Annotated in this window: 12 protein-coding genes and 1 pseudogene; 12 read left to right on the forward strand and 1 reads right to left on the reverse strand. The window is 37.6% G+C overall.

What is annotated here, in order from left to right; genetic code table 11:
• The first annotated feature begins 1 nt into the window (after position 1).
• The 12 genes and pseudogenes from VCM39_RS00930 (at position 2) to VCM39_RS00985 (ending at position 18,978) form a co-directional block, all read left to right on the forward strand.
• Positions 2-3,160 carry a SusC/RagA family TonB-linked outer membrane protein gene (locus VCM39_RS00930; RefSeq protein WP_263662589.1) on the forward strand — a complete coding sequence of 1,053 codons (3,159 nt, stop codon included), beginning with the start codon at positions 2-4 and terminating at the stop codon, positions 3,158-3,160.
• 10 nt (positions 3,161-3,170) lie between these two features.
• Positions 3,171-5,042, forward strand: coding sequence for a RagB/SusD family nutrient uptake outer membrane protein (locus VCM39_RS00935; RefSeq protein WP_322932398.1), 1,872 nt, complete (start codon positions 3,171-3,173; stop codon positions 5,040-5,042).
• Between the two features lie 50 nt (positions 5,043-5,092).
• Positions 5,093-5,485 (forward strand): hypothetical protein, encoded by a 393-nt coding sequence (locus tag VCM39_RS00940; RefSeq protein WP_195660434.1) that lies wholly within the window; start codon positions 5,093-5,095, stop codon positions 5,483-5,485.
• A 1-nt stretch (position 5,486) separates the two neighbouring features.
• Positions 5,487-6,476, forward strand: coding sequence for a DUF4466 family protein (locus VCM39_RS00945; RefSeq protein ID WP_223381581.1), 990 nt, complete (start codon positions 5,487-5,489; stop codon positions 6,474-6,476).
• 126 nt (positions 6,477-6,602) lie between these two features.
• Positions 6,603-10,055: a cellulase family glycosylhydrolase gene (locus tag VCM39_RS00950; RefSeq protein WP_322932399.1), complete on the forward strand. Its 3,453-nt coding sequence runs from the start codon at positions 6,603-6,605 to the stop codon at positions 10,053-10,055.
• A 13-nt stretch (positions 10,056-10,068) separates the two neighbouring features.
• Positions 10,069-11,715 (forward strand): heparinase II/III family protein, encoded by a 1,647-nt coding sequence (locus VCM39_RS00955; RefSeq protein ID WP_322932400.1) that lies wholly within the window; start codon positions 10,069-10,071, stop codon positions 11,713-11,715.
• Positions 11,712-11,891 carry a hypothetical protein gene (locus tag VCM39_RS00960; protein ID WP_322932401.1) on the forward strand — a complete coding sequence of 60 codons (180 nt, stop codon included), beginning with the start codon at positions 11,712-11,714 and terminating at the stop codon, positions 11,889-11,891. Before VCM39_RS00955 ends, VCM39_RS00960 begins: the two co-directional genes overlap by 4 nt.
• Positions 11,892-12,007: 116 nt before the next feature.
• Positions 12,008-13,357 carry a sialate O-acetylesterase gene (locus VCM39_RS00965; RefSeq protein WP_321028891.1) on the forward strand — a complete coding sequence of 450 codons (1,350 nt, stop codon included), beginning with the start codon at positions 12,008-12,010 and terminating at the stop codon, positions 13,355-13,357.
• A 29-nt stretch (positions 13,358-13,386) separates the two neighbouring features.
• Positions 13,387-13,536, forward strand: coding sequence for a hypothetical protein (locus VCM39_RS00970; protein ID WP_221650129.1), 150 nt, complete (start codon positions 13,387-13,389; stop codon positions 13,534-13,536).
• A gap of 54 nt (positions 13,537-13,590) precedes the next feature.
• The gene (locus tag VCM39_RS00975; RefSeq protein WP_221650128.1) at positions 13,591-15,447 is read left to right on the forward strand and encodes a sodium:solute symporter family protein; all 1,857 of its coding nucleotides are present in this window, start codon (positions 13,591-13,593) and stop codon (positions 15,445-15,447) included.
• 24 nt (positions 15,448-15,471) lie between these two features.
• Positions 15,472-17,907, forward strand: coding sequence for a GH36-type glycosyl hydrolase domain-containing protein (locus VCM39_RS00980; RefSeq protein WP_321028890.1), 2,436 nt, complete (start codon positions 15,472-15,474; stop codon positions 17,905-17,907).
• Positions 17,908-18,144: 237 nt separating this feature from the next.
• Positions 18,145-18,978, forward strand: a pseudogene (locus VCM39_RS00985) (DUF4886 domain-containing protein).
• Between the two features lie 37 nt (positions 18,979-19,015).
• Here the strand turns inward: VCM39_RS00985 and VCM39_RS00990 are convergent.
• The gene (locus VCM39_RS00990) at positions 19,016-20,047 is read right to left on the reverse strand and encodes a TlpA disulfide reductase family protein (protein ID WP_322932402.1); all 1,032 of its coding nucleotides are present in this window, start codon (positions 20,045-20,047) and stop codon (positions 19,016-19,018) included.
• Positions 20,048-20,075: the final 28 nt, after the last annotated feature.

Consider the following 20,075-nt stretch of genomic DNA (forward strand, 5'->3'; position numbering starts at 1 on the left):
TATGAGAGAAAGTAGTTTAATACAGAAAGTTTGTTATAGTGCTTCTCGTAAAACATTTTTTTATTGTAAAATTACATTGTTGATATTATTGGGTGGGTTAATTCAATTGAATAGTACATATGTGTATGCGCAAAAAAATGTAAGTGAGGAGAAGGATAAAGGCGGGACAATTACAGGTAATGTAAGGGATGTAAACGGTGAACCGATTATTGGTGCTTCAATATTAGTAAAGGGCACAACGGCAGGTACTACAACTAACTTAGATGGATATTATACATTAAGTAATGTTGCTTCAAATGCAGTATTGATTATAAGCTATATTGGCATGAATACTCAGGAGGTGCATATTAAAGGAAAAGATCTGATAAATGTGACATTGGAAGATGCCTCCATTGGTATAGATGAAGTAGTTGTTGTAGGATATGGTACGCAAAAGAAGGTAAATCTAACAGGCGCTGTGTCAGCTGTAAAAGTGGATGAACAATTGGCAAGTCGTTCATTAACAAGTACATCATTGGCTTTGCAAGGGAAAGTGCCAGGATTATCAATAACGCAGAATTCTGGTATGGCTGGTCGTAATGATGTTAAAATGCTTGTTCGAGGAATGGGAACGGTGAATAATGCTGATCCGTTAGTTGTCGTTGACGGTATGCCTGATGTTGATATCGATCGTATTAATATAGATGATATTGAAAGTGTTTCTGTACTGAAAGATGCTTCATCCTCTGCTATTTATGGTTCGCGTGCGGCCAATGGTGTTATTTTGATTACTACTAAATCCGGGCATGAATCAGCCCCCAAAATAAATGCTTCGGCTTCTTATACTATAGGTACTCCTACCCATGCATGGGAGTTTATGGCAGATTATCCACGGTCACTGACTTTGTTGCAACGTGATGCTGCTGTTTCTACTTTACCTGGTAATATAAGGTTCAAGGATGGTACTATCGATCAGTGGATGGCATTAGGAATGATCGATCCAGTTCGTTATCCGAATACTGATTGGTATGATGTTATTTTAAGAAATTCACAAGTTCAGAAATATAATCTTTCTGCGTCAGGGGGAAATAAAGTTTCTAACTTTTATATTTCTCTCGGAGTTATTGACGAGAAAGGTCTTCTTATTAATAATGATTATACTCGTTATAATTTGCGTGTGAATTATGATGCTAAAATTCGTTCGAATATGCATGTAGGAGTAAAAATTGCAGGTAATTGGTCGGATCTGCAGTATGCATTAACCAGTAATTTTGATGGTACTATCGATGCCAATGAAATGAGATATGCTATTGCGGGAGTAACACCTTATGATCCTATTACAGGATATTACGGAGGAGTGATGGCTTATGGTGAAGACCCTCAGATTTTTAATCCTTATAGTGCTTATAATACGCAGCTTACACAGAAAGAGAGACAGGAATTGAATGGTAATGTCTATTGGGATTGGAGTCCGGTAAAAGGATTGACTGCACGTTTGGACTATTCTTTGAATTATGGTAATGATTTTAGGTATCAGGCAGATACTCCTAATCGTGCTTATAACTTTCAAACGAATGATTTTGGTGCTCGCTATTTCGTAGAAGATAATGCTCCGATTTATAATTATACCAATAATAGCTATAAAACTCAGTTTAGTGCACGGTTAAATTATGATATTACCTTTTGTAAACATCATACGCTGAATGCTATGTTTGCTTTTAGTGAAGAGTATTGGCATACTCGTTATCAGATGTCAGGACGCAATGATCGTTTGCATTCATCTCTTCATGAAATTGATGCAGCTCTTACAGAGAAACAGTACACGGGAGGGAATTCAAGTGCTGAAGGATTGGTTTCTTATATCGGGCGTATCAATTATGCGGCGTATCAACGCTATTTATTTGAATTCAACTTGCGTTGTGACGGTTCATCTAAATTTCTTGACGGTTCTAAATATGGATATTTCCCATCAGCTTCAGTGGGATGGATTTTTTCAGAAGAGCCATTCATTAATAAATATGTGAAAGGATGGCTAAATCATGCTAAGTTGCGTGTATCTTATGGTGTGTTAGGAAATAATAGTGGTGTGGGACGCTACGAACAACAGGAGACTTTGACTACCAATAATTATATGATTGATGGCAAGATATTGAAAGGGTATGTCAATAAGAAAATGGTAAATCGTGATTTGAGTTGGGAAGAAACATCAGTTACCAATATCGGGTTGGATATGAAGTTTTTTAATAATCGTTTATCGGTTGAACTTGATTACTATGACCGGCTAACTAGTGGTATGATTCGGCCTTCAGATATGTCTGTTCATCTGACAGGTGCGTATTCTGCTCCTCGTAAAAATATTGGTGAGCTGCGAAATAAAGGAGTAGAGGCCAACATTGTCTGGCGTGGAAGGGTTAATGAGTTTAATTATACTGTGAATGCTAATGCTTCTTATAATGCTACAGTACTGGAAAAGTGGAATGAGTATTTAGGGCGTAATCAGAAAAACAGCAATGATTATGTATTTATCAACATGCCATATAACTATGTATATGCCTATGAAGCTATTGGTATTGCACAAAGTTGGAATGATGTGTATAATGCTACTCCACAAGGTGCTCAACCGGGAGATTTATTATATAAAGACTTGAATGGTGATGGGAAGATTGATGATAATGATATGAAGGCTTTTCCACGCATTCAACGTGATCGTCCCACTACAAACTTTGCATTAAGTGGTAATTTTGAGTGGAAGGGATTTGATCTTTCTATAATGTTCCAGGGAGCTGCTGGCCGTAAAACATTTTGGTTAACTGCCAATAATAATCCCGATTTGCAAGAAGCGCGGCAAGCTACTACTTGGGATCATTGGACTAAACCTTGGTCGTTGGAGAACAGAGGAGGGGAATGGACTCGTTTAGGGGGAGCAAATAATCGAAAAGAATCTACCTTTTGGTTGGATAATCTGGCTTATTTGCGTCTGAAAAATCTGCAATTAGGATATACTATTCCTCAAAACCGGTTAAAAAAAATCGGACTTAGTTCTATCAGAATGTATGTATCTGCAGATAATCTGGCTACAATTACTAAATTTCGTGGATTAGATCCTGAAAAAGAAGGTAATATAAATGATGGTTATCCTCTGGTGAAATCGTTCACTTTTGGTATTAATGTAGGTATTTAAATTTAATATCATGAAAAATAGAAGAAATTATATATTGGGTATATTACTGGGTGGAGCATCAATACTTTTAATGGGGTGTGTAAATAGTCTTTTGGACCAAATTCCTACAACTGAATTAGGTAATACGGAATTTTGGCAAACAGAAGAGGATGCAACGAATGGCTTAATGGGGGCGTATGCTGATGTACGTGGTCTTTTTAGTAGAGATTATTATTTTGATGGGCAAGGTGAGTATGTCCGCGTCAGAGATGGTAGCGGTAGTTTGAGTAATACTACTACCAATATAACACAGGGGGCTGCTTATAAAGGAGGATGTTATTTTCCTGATCCGTCTTACCGTTTTGGAGCAAAGTTCGATACGTATTATAAGTTCTGTTATGGTGGCATACATCGGGTCAATTATGTGATAGAGAATACACTGAAAATGATTCCGAATGCCAAAACAGAAGAATCGAAGAAGAAGCTTGAAACCGTTATTGGTGAAGCCAGGTTGTTAAGAGGAATGATTTATTTTCGATTGATTTCTATGTGGGGTGATGTACCGTATATAGATCATGTGGTGTACAATCAAATGGAGATGGATAAAATAGTACGTACTTCCATTGCGAAAATCAAAGATTATATTATTGAAGATTTTAATTATGCTTTTGAGAAACTTCCAGTAAAATCAGAGCAGATAGGGCGGGCATCTAAGCCTGCAGCTTTAGCGTTTAAAGGTAAACTCGAACTTTATTGGGCTTGTTGGAATCATTTCGGATGGCCGGAACTTGATACTTTTACTCCAAGCGAAGAGGAGGCGAGAAAGGCGTATAAGGCTGCTGCTGATGATTTCCATGCAGTAATTAATGACTATGGATTAAATTTGTTTAGGAATGGTGAACCTGGTGAATGGGGAGAACTGGGTGATGCAAATGTACTACCTAATTACTTCTATTTGTTTCTTCCTACTACAGGTAACGTCAATACTGATGGTGAAATTATTTTTGCATTCACTCATGGAGGACCAGGAACTGGACAAGGGGAATCATTGATGCGTGATTTCGCAGGGCGTAACATTCAGAATTCTCAGTGTTGGGTGACACCTACATTTCGTTTAGCAGATCGTTATCAATCTACTGTAACAGGTGATTTCACAGATCCGTTGATTCCAATGAACCCGAATGCGCCAAATGCAAGAACTACTAAAAATTCAGCAGTGAATCCGGAAAGTTATTTGAATCGTGATTATCGTATGAAAGCATCAATGTTGTGGGATTATGAAATGATCCAAGGATTAGCATCTTTAAAGAAAACAGATTGGGTACCATTTATATATAAATCATGGAATGCAAAAGTTACAATTGACAGGAAACAGTATACATCGTATAATACCGATGGTACAAACTCTGGATACGTTTTCCGTAAATTTGTTCGTAACTACGAAGGTGCAGATCGTGGTGAAGGTGACTATAACTGGCCGGTAGTTCGTTTGGCTGATGTCTATCTGATGTATGCGGAAGCGACAAATGAATTGTACGGACCACAGCAGGATGCTATTGCTTTGGTTAACAGAATCCGGCATAGGGGGAATTTACCTCCTTTGGCCTCTGACAAGATTTCTGACAAAAAAGCCTTCTTCGACGCTATCGAGCAGGAACGTATTATAGAACTGATAGCTGAAGGACATCGCGCTTTTGACTTGCGTAGATGGAGAGCTATTGAAAGAGTGTGGGGGGAACCGGGATCAGAAGAGGTTTGGATGGGTGATACACACAGTGATAAAGTATATAGCTGGTATAAGAATTTGAATGAGAGATTGTATCAACAAGCTTATATTTTTCAGATTCCACCTAAAGAACGTGATCGTAATCCGAACTTAACTCAAAATACTCCTTGGCTATAATAGCCAGAAGGCCTATAAAGAATGTTGAATTCAAATTAATATTGAAAGTAATGAAAAAATATATAGTTATTTTTTTTATAGTATTAACCTGGATCGGATGTACAAATTTTCCGATTGATGAAGATGGATTGTTAATTACCGAACGTTCAGAATGTTATGTAAGTAGTTTCGAACTTTTGGGCGTTGATTATCAGACTGTGAGACATGGAGCAGCCGTTATTGATACGATGAAGCAAACCATTCATGTGGAAGTACTGTATGGTACTGATCTGAAGAATCTTTATCCTCAGTTTTCTTTGGTAACAGATGCTAAATTGGAACCTAAGATAGAAGGGAAAGTTGACTTTTCGGATTTGGCAAATCCTAAGCAATATACGGTTATTTCGGGTAATAGAAAAGTTCGGAAAATATATACAGTTTATGTTAGTGTACAACAGAAATAAAATGAATACGATGAAGTCTATTGAATATTATTTTTTAATGGTTATCGTTGGTTTATGTTTCGTTTTTACATCTTGTGAGAATGAATACGAGGTACCTGCGGCTGGAACAACTTTACAAAATGATTGTATAAAGCGTTCATTGGGACCTAATCTGGTGGGGGCGAAAATAGAATTTGCTTATGCTATGGCACTTCCTCCTTCTCAAGGAAAGCTGATTTCTGCAAAGGTCAAGGCTTCTATTGCCGGAGCAGACGGTACTTATCTGGAACACAGATCGTTTTATACGGATCAGGGAGGAGATGATAAAGGAGTTGAGATTGGTAGCCCGTCAGTAACAGAAGGAATGATGACGGAAGTTACATTTACGAAAGATACATGTGCAGCAACGTTACGTTACTATTATGTGATTCCTGAAGAAGCTCGTGGTAAGAATATCTCTTTTAGTTTTTATGCGACAGACAGTAATGGTAGAAGTGTCTCATACGACATGGGGACATATTTTATATCTAATATGGATATAAAACTTGATATGATAATTCCTACGGATAGTTATCTTTCTATCTCGGATATGGCAGTGTATACCAATGAGAATATGCCAACTAAAGCGGACAAGATTGATTTGGTATATCTATATCGTAGGATTTCCGGGATTGATTTTTTGCATGCATTAGTTTCACCAGGAGTCGGCTCGGATTATTTACCAGAGATTGTTTTGCCGGAAGGAGTGAATCGGATGACATCATTACAAAGAACTTTTGGAGCTATTGACCAACAACTTGCTCGTGATCAATATGGAACATTTATTGATGATTTGGATTTCTATCAGATGAATTTTAGTAATGCTTCCAATTTTATTGTTAACATAAAGAAAGATGCAGGAACATGGGTTGAAACTGCTGATGGAATATATCGTGCTTTTATTTATGTCAATAAAGTGGATAATGCAAAAAAAACAATGACAATTAGCGTTAAACGATTGCGAGTGAAATAATCGTTTTTTCAAAATTTATATGTGAGACACTAAGGTGAAGTATACTTGTTATGGAACCTTAGTTGTCTCATGTAACCCCTTTTTCTATTCTCATTTTTAATAGGTTTGTAATTTAATATAAATAATATGGCATTGAAAAGTGTTCGTTTATTCTCTCTGTTTATTCTATTGGGTATTACTTTATACTCTAAAGCTCAGAATCTCCGGATCGATGGATATAAGGGGATTTGGTATACAATTGGCCAAAAGTCGGAGTATGGAGACAAATATTCTGGTGGATTGGCTACTTATACAGCTAATCATACTCCTGTGGCTATCTATGCCTCAAAAGTTGATAAAACCTTTTTTGTTTATGGAGGGACCACCAGTGAAAAAGATAAGCATTTACTGATTATGATTTCTTGTTATGATCATAAAAGTGGAACATTGGCCCGCCCAGTTGTTGTGTGTGATAAGATGGGAGTGGATGATCCTCATGATAATGCTTCTCTTACTATAGATAGCGATGGATTTATTTGGGTATTTGTAAGTGGGAGGAATGTTAGTCGTCTGGGACAAGTATACAAAAGTACAATGCCATATTGTATTGATCATTTTGAGAAAAAGTATCAATCGGTAATAACTTATCCTCAGCCTTGGTATATAGAAGGTAAGGGATTTATTCATCTTTTTACGAAGTATACTGCTGAACGTACGTTTGGTAGAGAACTTTATTGGTCGACGAGTCCTGATGGAATAAACTGGGCTCCGGATAAGAAATTAGCTGGTATGGGAGGACATTATCAGCTTAGTAATGTATGGAAGAACAAAGTTGTTACTGTTTTTAATTATCATCCTGACGGAGGAGCAGATTCTCGGACTAATGTTTATTTGGTTCAGACAGAAGATATGGGACAAACCTGGCAAACAGTGGATGGTGTGACATTAACTACTCCATTGACTTCTCCGCAAAGTGCAGCTTTGGTATATGATTATCAAAAAGAGAATAAATTAGTGTACTTGAATGATTTGAATTTTGATAAAGATGGTAATCCTATTATTCTGGCAGTTATAAGTAAACATTATCAACCGGGCCCCAAAGGAGATCCCCGAGAATGGGTTGTACTTCACAGAAAAAACGGACAGTGGTACTCACATGTGTTATGCTCTTCTTCTCATAATTATGATATGGGGTCTATTTATGTAGATAATGATGTCTGGACAGTGATTGGACCGACAGAGGATGGACCGCAAAAATTTGGTACCGGAGGAGAAATTGCTTTGTGGAAAAGTTGGGATGAAGGCCAACACTGGACTAAAGTAGCAAATGTTACTAAGAATAGCCCACGAAACCATTCGTATGTTCGTCGTCCTTTATATGCTCATAATGATTTTTATGCATTTTGGGCAGACGGGAATGCTGATAGTATGTCTGTGTCAAAACTTTATTTTACAGACAAAAATGGGAGTCAGGTATACGAAATGCCCTATCGGATGAAAACTGATTATGAAAAACCAATTGCAGTATATAATCAGAATTCGTATCAACCATTTGGTGTGAATTTGGCATGTGCAGAATTTGATGAAGCAAATTTACCAGGTAAATATGATAAGCATTATACTTATCCGAAAGTAGAAGAATTGGATTATTTTAAAGATAAAGGGTTGAAACTGATTCGTTTTCCTTTTAAGTGGGAAAGGATACAGCATGAGTTGAATGGTGAACTTAATTCTGTAGAGCTGAAACGGATTAAAGATTTTGTAGGTGAGGCAGAGAAAAGAAGTATAAGCGTGATTCTTGATTTACATAATTATGCACGACGTTATCACCAAGGAGTGAAATGTATTATTGGTACTAATGGGGTAACCTTAGATCACTTTGCAGATTTTTGGCGGCGTTTTGCCATGGAAATGAGTTCATTCTCCAATATCTATGGCTACGGATTAATGAATGAGCCTCATGATTTAGGGAGTTCGGTTTCCTGGTTTCAAATGGCACAGAAAGGTATTGAGGCAATAAGAAAAAGTGATCAAGAACGACCAATAATTATTGGGGGGGACGATTGGAGTTCTGCGGAGAGATGGGTAGAGAAGAGTGATACATTGAAATATTTAAAGGATCCTGTGAATAATTTGATTTATGAGGCGCATGTTTATTTTGATGCGGATGCTTCGGGAAGTTATAAAGGATCATATGATGCGGAGAAAGGATCTCCTACACGAGGGATAGAAAGGGTTCGGCCGTTTGTTAATTGGCTTAAAAATAATCAGTTAAAAGGGCTTGTTGGTGAATATGGTGTTCCGGATGACGATGAGCGTTGGTTGGTCACTATGGATAACTTTTTAAATTATCTACAGAGCGAAGGTGTGAATGCTACCTATTGGGCAGCAGGTCCATGGTGGGGTAAATATCCTCTTAGCCTTACACCAAAAGGTGGGAAAGATGCTCCGCAAATGAAGATAGTAGAAAAATATCTTACTACCAGTTATCGGCATTGGGTAGATGGAGCACTTGCTAAAGCCGAAAAACAGGCTTTATTGATGGCCAGACATCTGAAAGATAAAGAAGGTAAATTACCGCGCTCTTTGAACTCTAATGGAGAGCTAGTGACCTCTTCTTCTGATTGGTGGTGTAGTGGCTTTTTCCCTGGTGTATTGTGGTATTTGTATGAAAATAATAAGGGTAGTGAAGAACTGTTTGATTATGCTAATTTATATACTAAACGTATTGAAAAGGAACAGTTTAACACGAGTACCCATGATTTGGGGTTTATGCTGTATTGTAGTTATGGGAATGGATTTAGATTGAATCCGACATCTGAATCAGAGGGAGTTCTTATTAACGGTGCACACGCTTTATCTGCAAGGTATAATCCGGTTGTGAAGTGTATCCGTTCCTGGAATAAATGGCGTGATTATTCTTATCCTGTAATTATAGATAATATGATGAATCTGGAGATGTTAATGTGGGCTTATAAGAGAACGGGAGACGATACTTTTAAGAATATAGCCATTTCTCATGCGAATACGACGAAATTGCATCATTTTCGAGAGGATTATAGCTCCTATCATGTGGTTGCTTATGATTTGAAAAGTGGTAAAGTGTTGCAGCGAGGGACTGATCAGGGATATGGTGACGATAGTTCTTGGGCACGTGGACAAGCATGGGCACTTTATGGGTATACGATGATGTATCGTGAGACAGGAAATGAAGATTATTTGAATTTAGCATGGCATATCGCAGATTTTATACTGAATCACCCACATCTGCCGAAAGATAAAATTCCATATTGGGATTTTGATTCTCCTGGTATACCTGATGATTATAGAGATTCTTCGTCTGCTGCTATTATCGCTTCCGCTTTGTTGGAATTGAGTAAATATTCGGAGGGTCATCGCCGTGAAAGGTACTACACAGTAGCGGAACAGCAACTTCGTATGCTTGCTTCGGATGAGTATATGGCTGAAGTAGGAACAAATGGTTTTTTTATATTAAAACATGGAGTAGGAAATATTCCTCAGAATTCAGAATTGGATGCTCCTTTGAGTTATGGTGATTATTATTTCATAGAGGCTCTTTTGCGGTATCGAAATTATTAAAAACAGAGAACATATGAGAACTGTTTTTCTTTTGATATTCTTTTTACTTTTTCAGGGGGAATTAAATATGTATGCACAAGTATTACCTTCACATCCCCGTATATTAATGTCTGGTGAGGAGGAGATAGAGATAAAAGAAGCTTTATTTAAGGATACTCTTTGGACTGGTTTACATCGAAATTTCCTCAAAGAATGTAATAATCTGCTTAATCGACCATTGTTGGAAAGGAAAAAGGTAGGTATGCGGTTATTAGCTACTTCTCGGGAAGCTCTTCGAAGAATATTATTTTTGTCTTATGCGTATCGTATTACTGGAAATGAAACATATTTTCAACGTGCAGAGGAAGAATTACTTACTGTTTGTCGTTTTTCTGATTGGAATCCATCTCATTTTCTGGATGTAGCTGAAATGGTCTTAGGAGTTGCCATTGGTTTTGATTGGTTGTATACCAGATTATCGGCTGATTCACGCAGAATCATTAGTGAAGCTATCATGACGAAAGGACTCTTACCTGCACAGGATGAGAGATATAATTGGTATTTGAAAGCAAATCATAATTGGAATCAAGTATGTAATGCAGGTATAGCAATTGCTGCTTTGGCGGTTTATGAACAAAATCCGGAAATGTGTAGATCTCTTATTCGGCAGGCAGTAGAATCTGTAAAGCTACCTATGGCTGAATATGCACCTGACGGGGCATATCCTGAAGGGTATTCATATTGGAGGTATGGAACAATTTTTAATGTTCTTTTATTGGGAACCCTGGAGAAAGTTGGTGATTGGGATTTGCTGCCAGCTTTGTCGTCAGGTTTTATGAATACCCCTTATTATTATGAGCAGATGGTTGGTCCAACCGGGTATAGTTTTAATTATGCAGATTGTGGTGATGAGCATGGGTTAGCACCTGTTATGTTTTGGTTTGCAAAGAAAACTGGGGATCTTTCTTTATTATGGACAGAAAAAAGCTTCATACAAAAAGATAAATGTTCTGGCTATTGGGCAAATAGACTGTTTCCGCTAATATTTTTATGGGGTAGAAATATAGAAATAGACAAAATTGTTCCTCCTGAAAAGATGATGTGGATAGGAGAGGGCATTACACCAGTTGCATTGATGCGTACTTCTTGGACTGATAAAAATACTTTGTATGTGGGCATTAAAGGAGGAACTTCCAGTAGTAATCGTAATCATTCACATATGGATGTTGGATCCTTTGTGATGGATGCTATGGGGATACGATGGGCTATGGATTTGGGAATGCAAGACTATGAATCTTTGGAATCGAAAAAAATGCAAATCTGGAGTAATGAACAACATTCGGAGCGTTGGAAGGTTTTCCGTTATAATAATTATGCTCATAATACCCTTACCATTAATAATAAACTACATGATGTAAAAGGGTATGCGCATTGGAAATCGTTTGTTGATAGTGAGGGTTTGAAGTCTGCAACGATTGACTTGACTACTATTTTTAAGGATGAACTGCTCTTTTGTCAAAGAGAAATTGCGATGGTAAACGGCGCTTATGTAGTGGTGAGAGATAGTGTGGAAACAGATGCTACAAAGCAAGCTCTTTTACGTTGGACAATGTTGACAAGAACTCAGGTAAGAGAGATACAGAAGGATGGCTTTATACTGGAGCAAGATGGGAAAGGATGAATGTGAAAATTAAAAGTCAGAATCAGGTTCAAATAAAAAAATGGTCTGCACAATCTGGTAATAGTTATGACGCTCCAAACCCTAATGTTGTTTTGATAGGATTTGAAGCTATTATTCCGGCTGAGGAGGAAGTGGCCTTTGAAACAGTTCTATGCCCGGAACAATTGGTTAATTAGTATAGGTTTAAAAAATATCATAGAATAATATGAAAATACGATTTTTTTTCTTGTTAATATGTTTTCTATCCGCTGGCTATTCTTGGCGCCTGCATGCAAAAATTGTATTACCCGCTATGTTTACGGACAATATGGTATTACAACGACAAACTGAAGTAGCTTTTTGGGGAACGGCTACTCCGAGGTGTACTGTAACAATTAAAACTTCTTGGAACAATAAAGAGTATTTGGTTAATTCATCAGATAAAGGTGAGTGGCGGACAAGAATATCTACTCCTCAGGCAGGTGGTCCATATTATATTATTGTCTCAGATGAAACGAGCATTCGTTTGGATAATGTATTAATTGGTGAAGTTTGGCTTTGTGCCGGACAGTCTAATATGGAGATGCCTATCGGAAGTTGGGGGAAAATAAATAATTATGAAGCAGAAATTCGTTTGGCTCAATGTCCCGAAATACGTGTTTTGCATGTTGAACGTGCTGCTAGTTTGTCACCACTCAGTGATTTGAAGAAGGTACGTAAGGGTACTTGGCAGGTTTGTTTGCCAGAGTTTGCAGCAAACTTTTCTGCCGTTGCGTATTTTTTCGCTAAGAATCTTCATCGCCATTTAAATGTTCCTATTGGAGTAATTACGGCTTCGTGGGGAGGGACTATTGCAGAATCGTGGATTAGTAAAGAAGCAATAACCCGGATAACTGATTTAGATAGTTGTGAAAAGGATACTCTCAAAGAATATTCCGTTGATAGAGATGGTCCTAATATCCATTCTGTACTTTTTAATGCAATGATTCATCCTATCATTCCTTATGCTGTAAAGGGAATCATTTGGTATCAAGGTGAATATAATTGTGCCCGTGCAGAGCAGTATAAAGATATATTTCCGCTCTTGATTACTGATTGGCGTAAACAATGGAAACAAACGTTGCCCTTTTATTTTGTACAGTTACCTAATTTTGGAGAAAGAAATGAGGAGCCGACTGGTGCACAATGGGCTGAATTAAGAGAAGCTCAATTTGAAACGTTGTGTATGGCTAATACTGGGATGGCAGTAACTATAGAATTGGGAGAAGCCAAGAACGTACATCCCAAAAGAAAGAAAGAGGTTGGTGACAGGTTGGCATTAATAGCAAGGGCTAAGACTTATGGAGAGGATATTGTTTATTCCGGGCCTCTGTATAATTCATATATCATTGAAAATAATCAGGTGAGGATTAAGTTTGATCACGTTGATGGCGGGCTAAAGATTAAAGGAGGGGATTCGATAAAAGGTTTCTCAATAGCTGGTCCGGATCACAAGTTTTATTGGGCAGAGGCTGAAATAGATGGAGAAGAAGTAGTGGTTAGTTCTCCTAATGTTCCTTATCCACTTGCAGTGAGGTATGCTTGGGCTGCTAATCCAGAATGTAATTTGTATAACGGAGCTGATTTACCAGCCTCACCGTTTAGGACAGATCATTGGAAATAAAGTATGGTGCTGTTTTAAATTTTGATAGTATGAAAAATGTATTGTTAGGTTCTGATAATAAGGAAATTAGTTGTCAGTGTAATGATTCGTCTGTACGTCTTGAATTACCGTCGCTGAATATAAATGAGCTTCCGTGTTTAAATGCCTGGGTGTTGAGACTGGACAATGCTTTGAAATAAATGATAGAGGGTTTTGTACAACTATTATAAATATTGAAAGTAAAAATAAATTTGATGGATTATCATTCTTTTCTTTCTTGTATTGATTTTACTATTGTTGCCGTTTACTTGGGAGTATTGGTCTTTATAGGATTTCATTTGAAGCGTCGCGCATCTCAGAATCTGGAATCATATTTGTTGGGAGGTAAACATATCCCATGGTATTTGTTGGGATTATCTAATGCCTCTGGTATGTTTGATATTTCTGGTACTGTATGGCTGGTTGGTATAACTATTGTATATGGACTTAAGAGTATCTATATACCTTGGCTTTGGCCTGTTTTTAACCAAATATTTCTGATGGTTTATTTATCGGCTTGGTTACGTCGTTCCAATTGTACGACAGGAGCAGAGTGGATTCGCTTTCGTTTCGGAACGGATAATGGTGCTGTGACCTCTCATTGGATTATTGTTGTGTTTGCTATTTTGGTTGGACTGGGCATGTTGGCTTACGGTTTTATTGGTATGGGTAAATTTGTGGAGATATTTATGCCATTAAAAAGCGTCTTCCCTTTTTTGTCTTTTCTTCCTGATGCATATATTCCTCATGTCTGGGGTGTTATTTTTACTCTGTTTGCAGTATTCTATGCTTTGATGGGTGGAATGATGAGTATTGTTTGGGCAGATGTGGCACAATACATCATTATGGGTTTAGCTTCCGTGGCTGTAGCTATTATTGCGATATTACATTTAGATATCATTGAGTTTTCTTCGTGGTTACCAAATAGTTGGTTTTCTCCGTGGTTTGGGCAAGAGTTAAATATGACTTGGACAGGTAAGTTTGTTGAGTTTAACAATAAAATAGGTAGTGATGGTTACCAGCTTTTCAGCCTTTTCTTTGGATTAGTTCTTTTGAAAGGTGTATTAGCTAGCGTTGCTGGCCCGGCTCCTACTTATGATATGCAAAAAATACTGTCAACTCGTTCTCCTCGTGAAGCAGCTTTGATGAGTGGCTCGGTCACATTGGTATTGATGCCGGTTCGTTATATAATGATTACAGGCTTTGCCATATTAGGGCTTATTTTGTTTAATCAAATACAGGGGCAAATTACTACTCCTGCCGGTGTGATTGATTTTGAGTTAGTTCTTCCGGCAGTAATTAATCACCCTTGGATTCCAGCTGGAATAACTGGGTTGATTCTTGCTGGATTACTGGCTGCATTTATGTCTACTTTTGCAGGAACTCTAAATGCAGTTCAGGCATATATTGTTAATGATATTTATATAAAGTATTTTAAGAAAGATGCGACACCCGTACAAGCCAATCGTGCAAATATTGTTGTGGGTTTAATTGTTGTCGTTGTCAGTATTTGTTTTGGAGTATTAGCACAAGATGTGAATAGTGTGTTGCAATGGATTACTAGTGCATTGTATGGTAGCTATATTGCGGCGAATATCTTAAAATGGCATTGGTGGAGATTTAATGGACGTGGTTTTGCCTTAGGTATGGCTGCAGGCATGATTCCGGCATTGATTCTTCCGGTAGTTCCTTACTTTGATGGAGTGTTACCTTTATACTATTTTCCGATTATTTTTATTTGCTCCATTGTTGGATGTGTATGGGGAACTTATTCAGTACCTCCTACCGATTTAGAGGTTTTGAAAGAGTTTTATAAAACAACTCGTCCATGGGGGATTTGGAAGCCTATTGATGTACTTGTTAAAGCTGAAACTCCTGATTTTAAGGAAAATTCTGATTGCTGTAGAGATCTTATTAATGTTGGAGTTGGGATTATCTGGCAGACAGCTCTGGTGGCGTCGTCGATTTATCTCGTTTTACAGCAATTCATTTATTTTATTGTAGCAGTTATTATTGTTATAATTACTTCAGTAATATTAAAAAGGAATTGGTTTAATAAACTGGAAAATTGAATTTAATAAATAATATTATAGATTATGAAATTTGGATTTTTTGATGACGATAAGCGTGAATATGTGATTACAACCCCACGAACTCCATGGCCATGGATTAACTATTTAGGAACAGAAGATTTCTTTAGCTTGATTTCTAATACAGGAGGCGGATATACGTTTTGTAAGGATGCAAGATATAGGCGTATTACACGATATCGTTATAATAATGTACCAATAGACGACGGAGGGAAATATTTTTATATCAATGATGGGGAAAATATATGGAGTCCGGGCTGGAAACCTTGTAAAACAGAGCTGGATAAATATATTTGCAGGCATGGATTGAACTATACGGTTATTACTGGGGCTAAAAATGGTCTCGAGGTAGAGGTCTTGTATATGGTACCATTGCATACATGGGCAGAAGTTCAGAAGGTTACGTTGAAGAATACAACAAATCAAATAAAACGATTTAAAGTATTTTCGTTTGTTGAATGGTGTCTGTGGAATGCTCAAAGTGATATGGAAAATTTCCAGCGTAATCTTTCCTTAGGTGAGGTGGAGGTAGAAAACTCAATTCTATTTCATAAAACAGAGTATAGGGAACGACGGAATCATTATTCTTATTATTCGGTGAATGTACCCATAAATGGTTTTGAAACGGATCGTGAATCATTTTTAGGAATGTACAATGGTTTTGATCAGCCTCAGGCGGTAACTCAAGGAAGGGCAAGTAACAGCATAGCACATGGTTGGTCGCCAATAGCGTCTCATTATATTGAAATTGAATTGAATCCGGGAGAGTTAAAAGATTTGATCTTTGTTTTAGGTTACGTTGAGAATGGTGAAAGTGAGAAGTGGGATGAGGAACAAAAACTAAATAAAAAGTGTGCATATGAAATAATTGATAGATTTAATACTGTTGATTCTGTAGACCGGGCTCTTAATGAATTAAAAGAGTATTGGGACTATTTACTGAGTGCATATGTACTGGAATCACCGGATCCGAAACTCAACCGAATGGTGAATATCTGGAATCAGTACCAGTGCATGATAACTTTCTGCTTTTCTCGTTCTGCCTCGTACTTTGAGAGTGGTATAGGGCGTGGCATGGGGTTTAGAGATTCTAACCAAGACTTAATTGGCTTTGTTCATCAGATCCCAGAACGAGCTCGTCAGCGTATTATTGATATTGCATCAACACAATTTTCTGATGGTGGTTGTTATCACCAGTATCAACCTCTGACGAAAAAAGGAAATAATGAGATAGGACAAGGGTTTAATGATGATTCTATGTGGCTGATTTTTGGCACTGTACATTACTTAAAGGAAACGGGCGATTTTTCCATCTTACATGAACAGGTTCCTTTTGATAATCAGAAAGGATCGGAAGCTTCACTCTTCTTCCATCTTCAAGTTTCTTTTGAGCATATTGTGAATAATTTAGGGCCTCATGGTTTGCCTTTAATAGGGCGGGCAGACTGGAATGATTGTTTAAATTTAAATTGTTTCTCAAGTAATCCGGATGAGAGTTTTCAAACTACGGAAAATAAATCGGAGGGTACAAAAGCTGAGAGTTTAATGATAGCTGGATTGTTTGTAATGTATGGACGAGAATATGCAAGACTGTGTAAGATATTAAATAAGAATATTGAGGCAGAAAAGGCATACAAGCATGTGGATGAGATGGTTGAGGCGGTGATGAAATATGGATGGGATGGCAATTGGTTCTTACGGGCCTATGATTATTGGGGGCGGAAAATCGGTTCGGAGGAGAATGAAGAAGGGAAAATCTTTATAGAATCGAATGGTTGGTGTACAATGGCTCAGATCGGATTAGAAGAGGGAATGGTGGAAAAGGCTTTGGATGCGGTGAAAGAAAGATTGGATTGCCAGTATGGTATAGTATTGAACAACCCGGCTTTTTCAAAGTACTATAAAGAGTATGGGGAGATATCGACTTATCCTGAAGGATACAAGGAAAATGCTGGAATATTTTGCCATAACAATCCATGGATTATGATAGGTGAAACCATTCGTGGACGCGGAGATAACGCTTGGGAATATTATAAAAAAATATGTCCAGCTTATCTTGAGGGTATCAGTGAACTTCATAAAATGGAACCTTATGTTTACTCTCAAATGATAGCTGGAAAAGATGCTTATAAACCTGGTGAGGCGAAAAACTCATGGTTAACAGGAACAGCTTCTTGGAATTATTTTGCCATAACGCAATATATTTTAGGTATCCGGCCAGAGTATGACGGTCTGTTGATTGATCCGTGCATACCTTCTTCATGGCGTAAATTTAGGGTGAAGCGCAGATTTAGGGGAGCTATTTATGATATCGTAATAAATAATCCGGAAGGAAAAATGAAAGGAGTTAAGCAAATTATTGTGGACGGTGAAAAACTTGAAGGTTCTTTCATTCCAGCGATGTTAGCCGGTAATACTTATAAAGTTGAGGTAATAATGTAGTATTTATAAAACGAATAAGCATGAGAAAGAAAATGGATGTTTGGAGAAGAGGGGATGAATTCGGGAGGAAAGGGAGGCAGTCGTAGTTATTGTTAATAGTATTGTGTCTGCTAGAATCTATGTTAGCGATGTAAAAAGAAGGGGATTTTTATTGCTATATGTATAGGTGTAGTGTTCCCCTTTTTTATAAGTTGTTGATGTTACTAATTTGATGTTGAATTAAAAAAAGTGAATCTGATGAGAATCTTGAAACTGCTATTTTGGGTTTCTCTGTTGCCCTTTCTATCTGTACAAGGTAGAATAATAAAGGTCTTGGCTATTGGGAATAACTTTTCTGAGGATGCTGTTGAGCAGAATCTGTATGAATTGGCTGTTGGTGGTGGGGATACATTGATTATTGGAAATGTTTATCGTCCTGGACAAAGTCTACAGTCACATTGGAAAATGGCTATTGCAGAAGAAGTTTTCGAGTATAGAAAAATTGTGAATGGAAAGAAAACAAATGTTCATAAGAAAATACATGAGTGTATTACAGATGAAAACTGGAATTATATTACATTCCAGCAAGCCAGTTATGATTCAGGATTACTGGAGTCTTATGAACCTTGGTTATCTAATTTGTTGGAATATGTGAAGAGATATGTTACTAATTCTACTGTAAAAATAGGGTTACATCAAACTTGGGCTTACGCTCAGAACTCGATTCATTCAGGATTCTCTGTACATGGTAACAGTCAAATAGACATGTACCAAGCTATTGTAACGGCTGTTTCCATAATAGCTCAACGCCATGCTAATGAGATAGCGTTTGTGGTACCTTCAGGAACTACTATTTCAGAATTTGCGTAACACTTCTGTCGGAGATACTCTTTGTCGTGATGGTTATCATTTGAGTTTGGGTTAGGACGTTATACTGCGGCATGCACTTGGCTTGAGATAATAACCGGACAGAATCCCGAAACGAACTCTTATAAACCTTTTGCATTGACAGAACAAGAGGCTTTGTTAGCAAAAAAGGCAGCGCATACAGCTGTCCTTTATCCCTATGTTTTTTTTAGGATGGATGAATAGGGACTTTCCATAATATGGCACTATCCCTTGGAAAACGTTATTTCTTTTCCTTCTTTAGTACCTTCTCTATTTCATGGCTTAGGCTGTCAGTTGGGATATCTCTTGCAAGTATCCTGCCGCCCGGAGATACGAGTATATTGGTTGGTAATTTCAATATGGCATATTGTTTGGCAGCCTCCAGATTCCATCCAGCAAAGGTACATACCTGTTCCCAGGTTAGTGTATCCTGCTTTATCTTATTTTTCCAGTCTTCTTTATTTAGGTCGAGCGAAATACCTAATATACCAAATTCTTTGTTCTTTTTATACTTGTTGTTTATCTTACGAAGTTCCACATTTGTAGAATCACACTCTTCGCACCAGGATGCCCAGAAATTGATGAGCATATATTTGTCTTTGAACTTATCTAAGCGTGTTACTTTTTCTCCTTTTTGATTGGGAAGGCTGAAGAAAGGAGCTGTCTTACCTTCATTCGCCTTTTCTATTTGGGTGATATTTTCGGTCAACTGCCCAATGGAAGGTTTATCTTGAAGTACTCCTGCCATCACATCAATCAGCTCTTTTATCTTTTTAAAGTCAGGAGTTTCCTTTTGTACAAAATACTTGTCCAGCAGATAAATGCTGACGAAAGAATTGTTGTGCTGGCGGATAAATTCTTCTGCTTTTGCTTCGAGCATTTTTTCGGAGGGTATGGCTGGGCCTTGCAGCGTTGCCTGGAAGGCAGAGAACTCTTCATTATAAATATTTCCCTCAATATTCAGGTGGTCCAGGTTGTTTGCATTCCCTTGTACCTTGATTTTCTCTTTTTTATCAAGAAAAATCGGATACTCTGTTTCTCCTTTCAAGAGTAGCATGGCTGTGGTGATGGTGTCTACTTTTAATGAATGAGAGAACTTGTCTCCCTTCACATATATAGTATCTATATGCTGGTAGAGTCCGTCGATGCCGTATAAATAGATTGTATCGTCTCCCAGTCCTTTAATTTCTCCGGTTATGCTTGTTGTATCTGCACTTTTCTTGCAGCCTGTCAGGCAGATTATCAGGATGAGCAGGATATTTATTTTCTTCATTTTTACATCTTTTCTGCGAAAGTACGGG

It is taken from the genome of Bacteroides mucinivorans, from assembly GCF_034654355.2.
Classification (GTDB): domain Bacteria; phylum Bacteroidota; class Bacteroidia; order Bacteroidales; family Bacteroidaceae; genus Bacteroides; species Bacteroides nordii.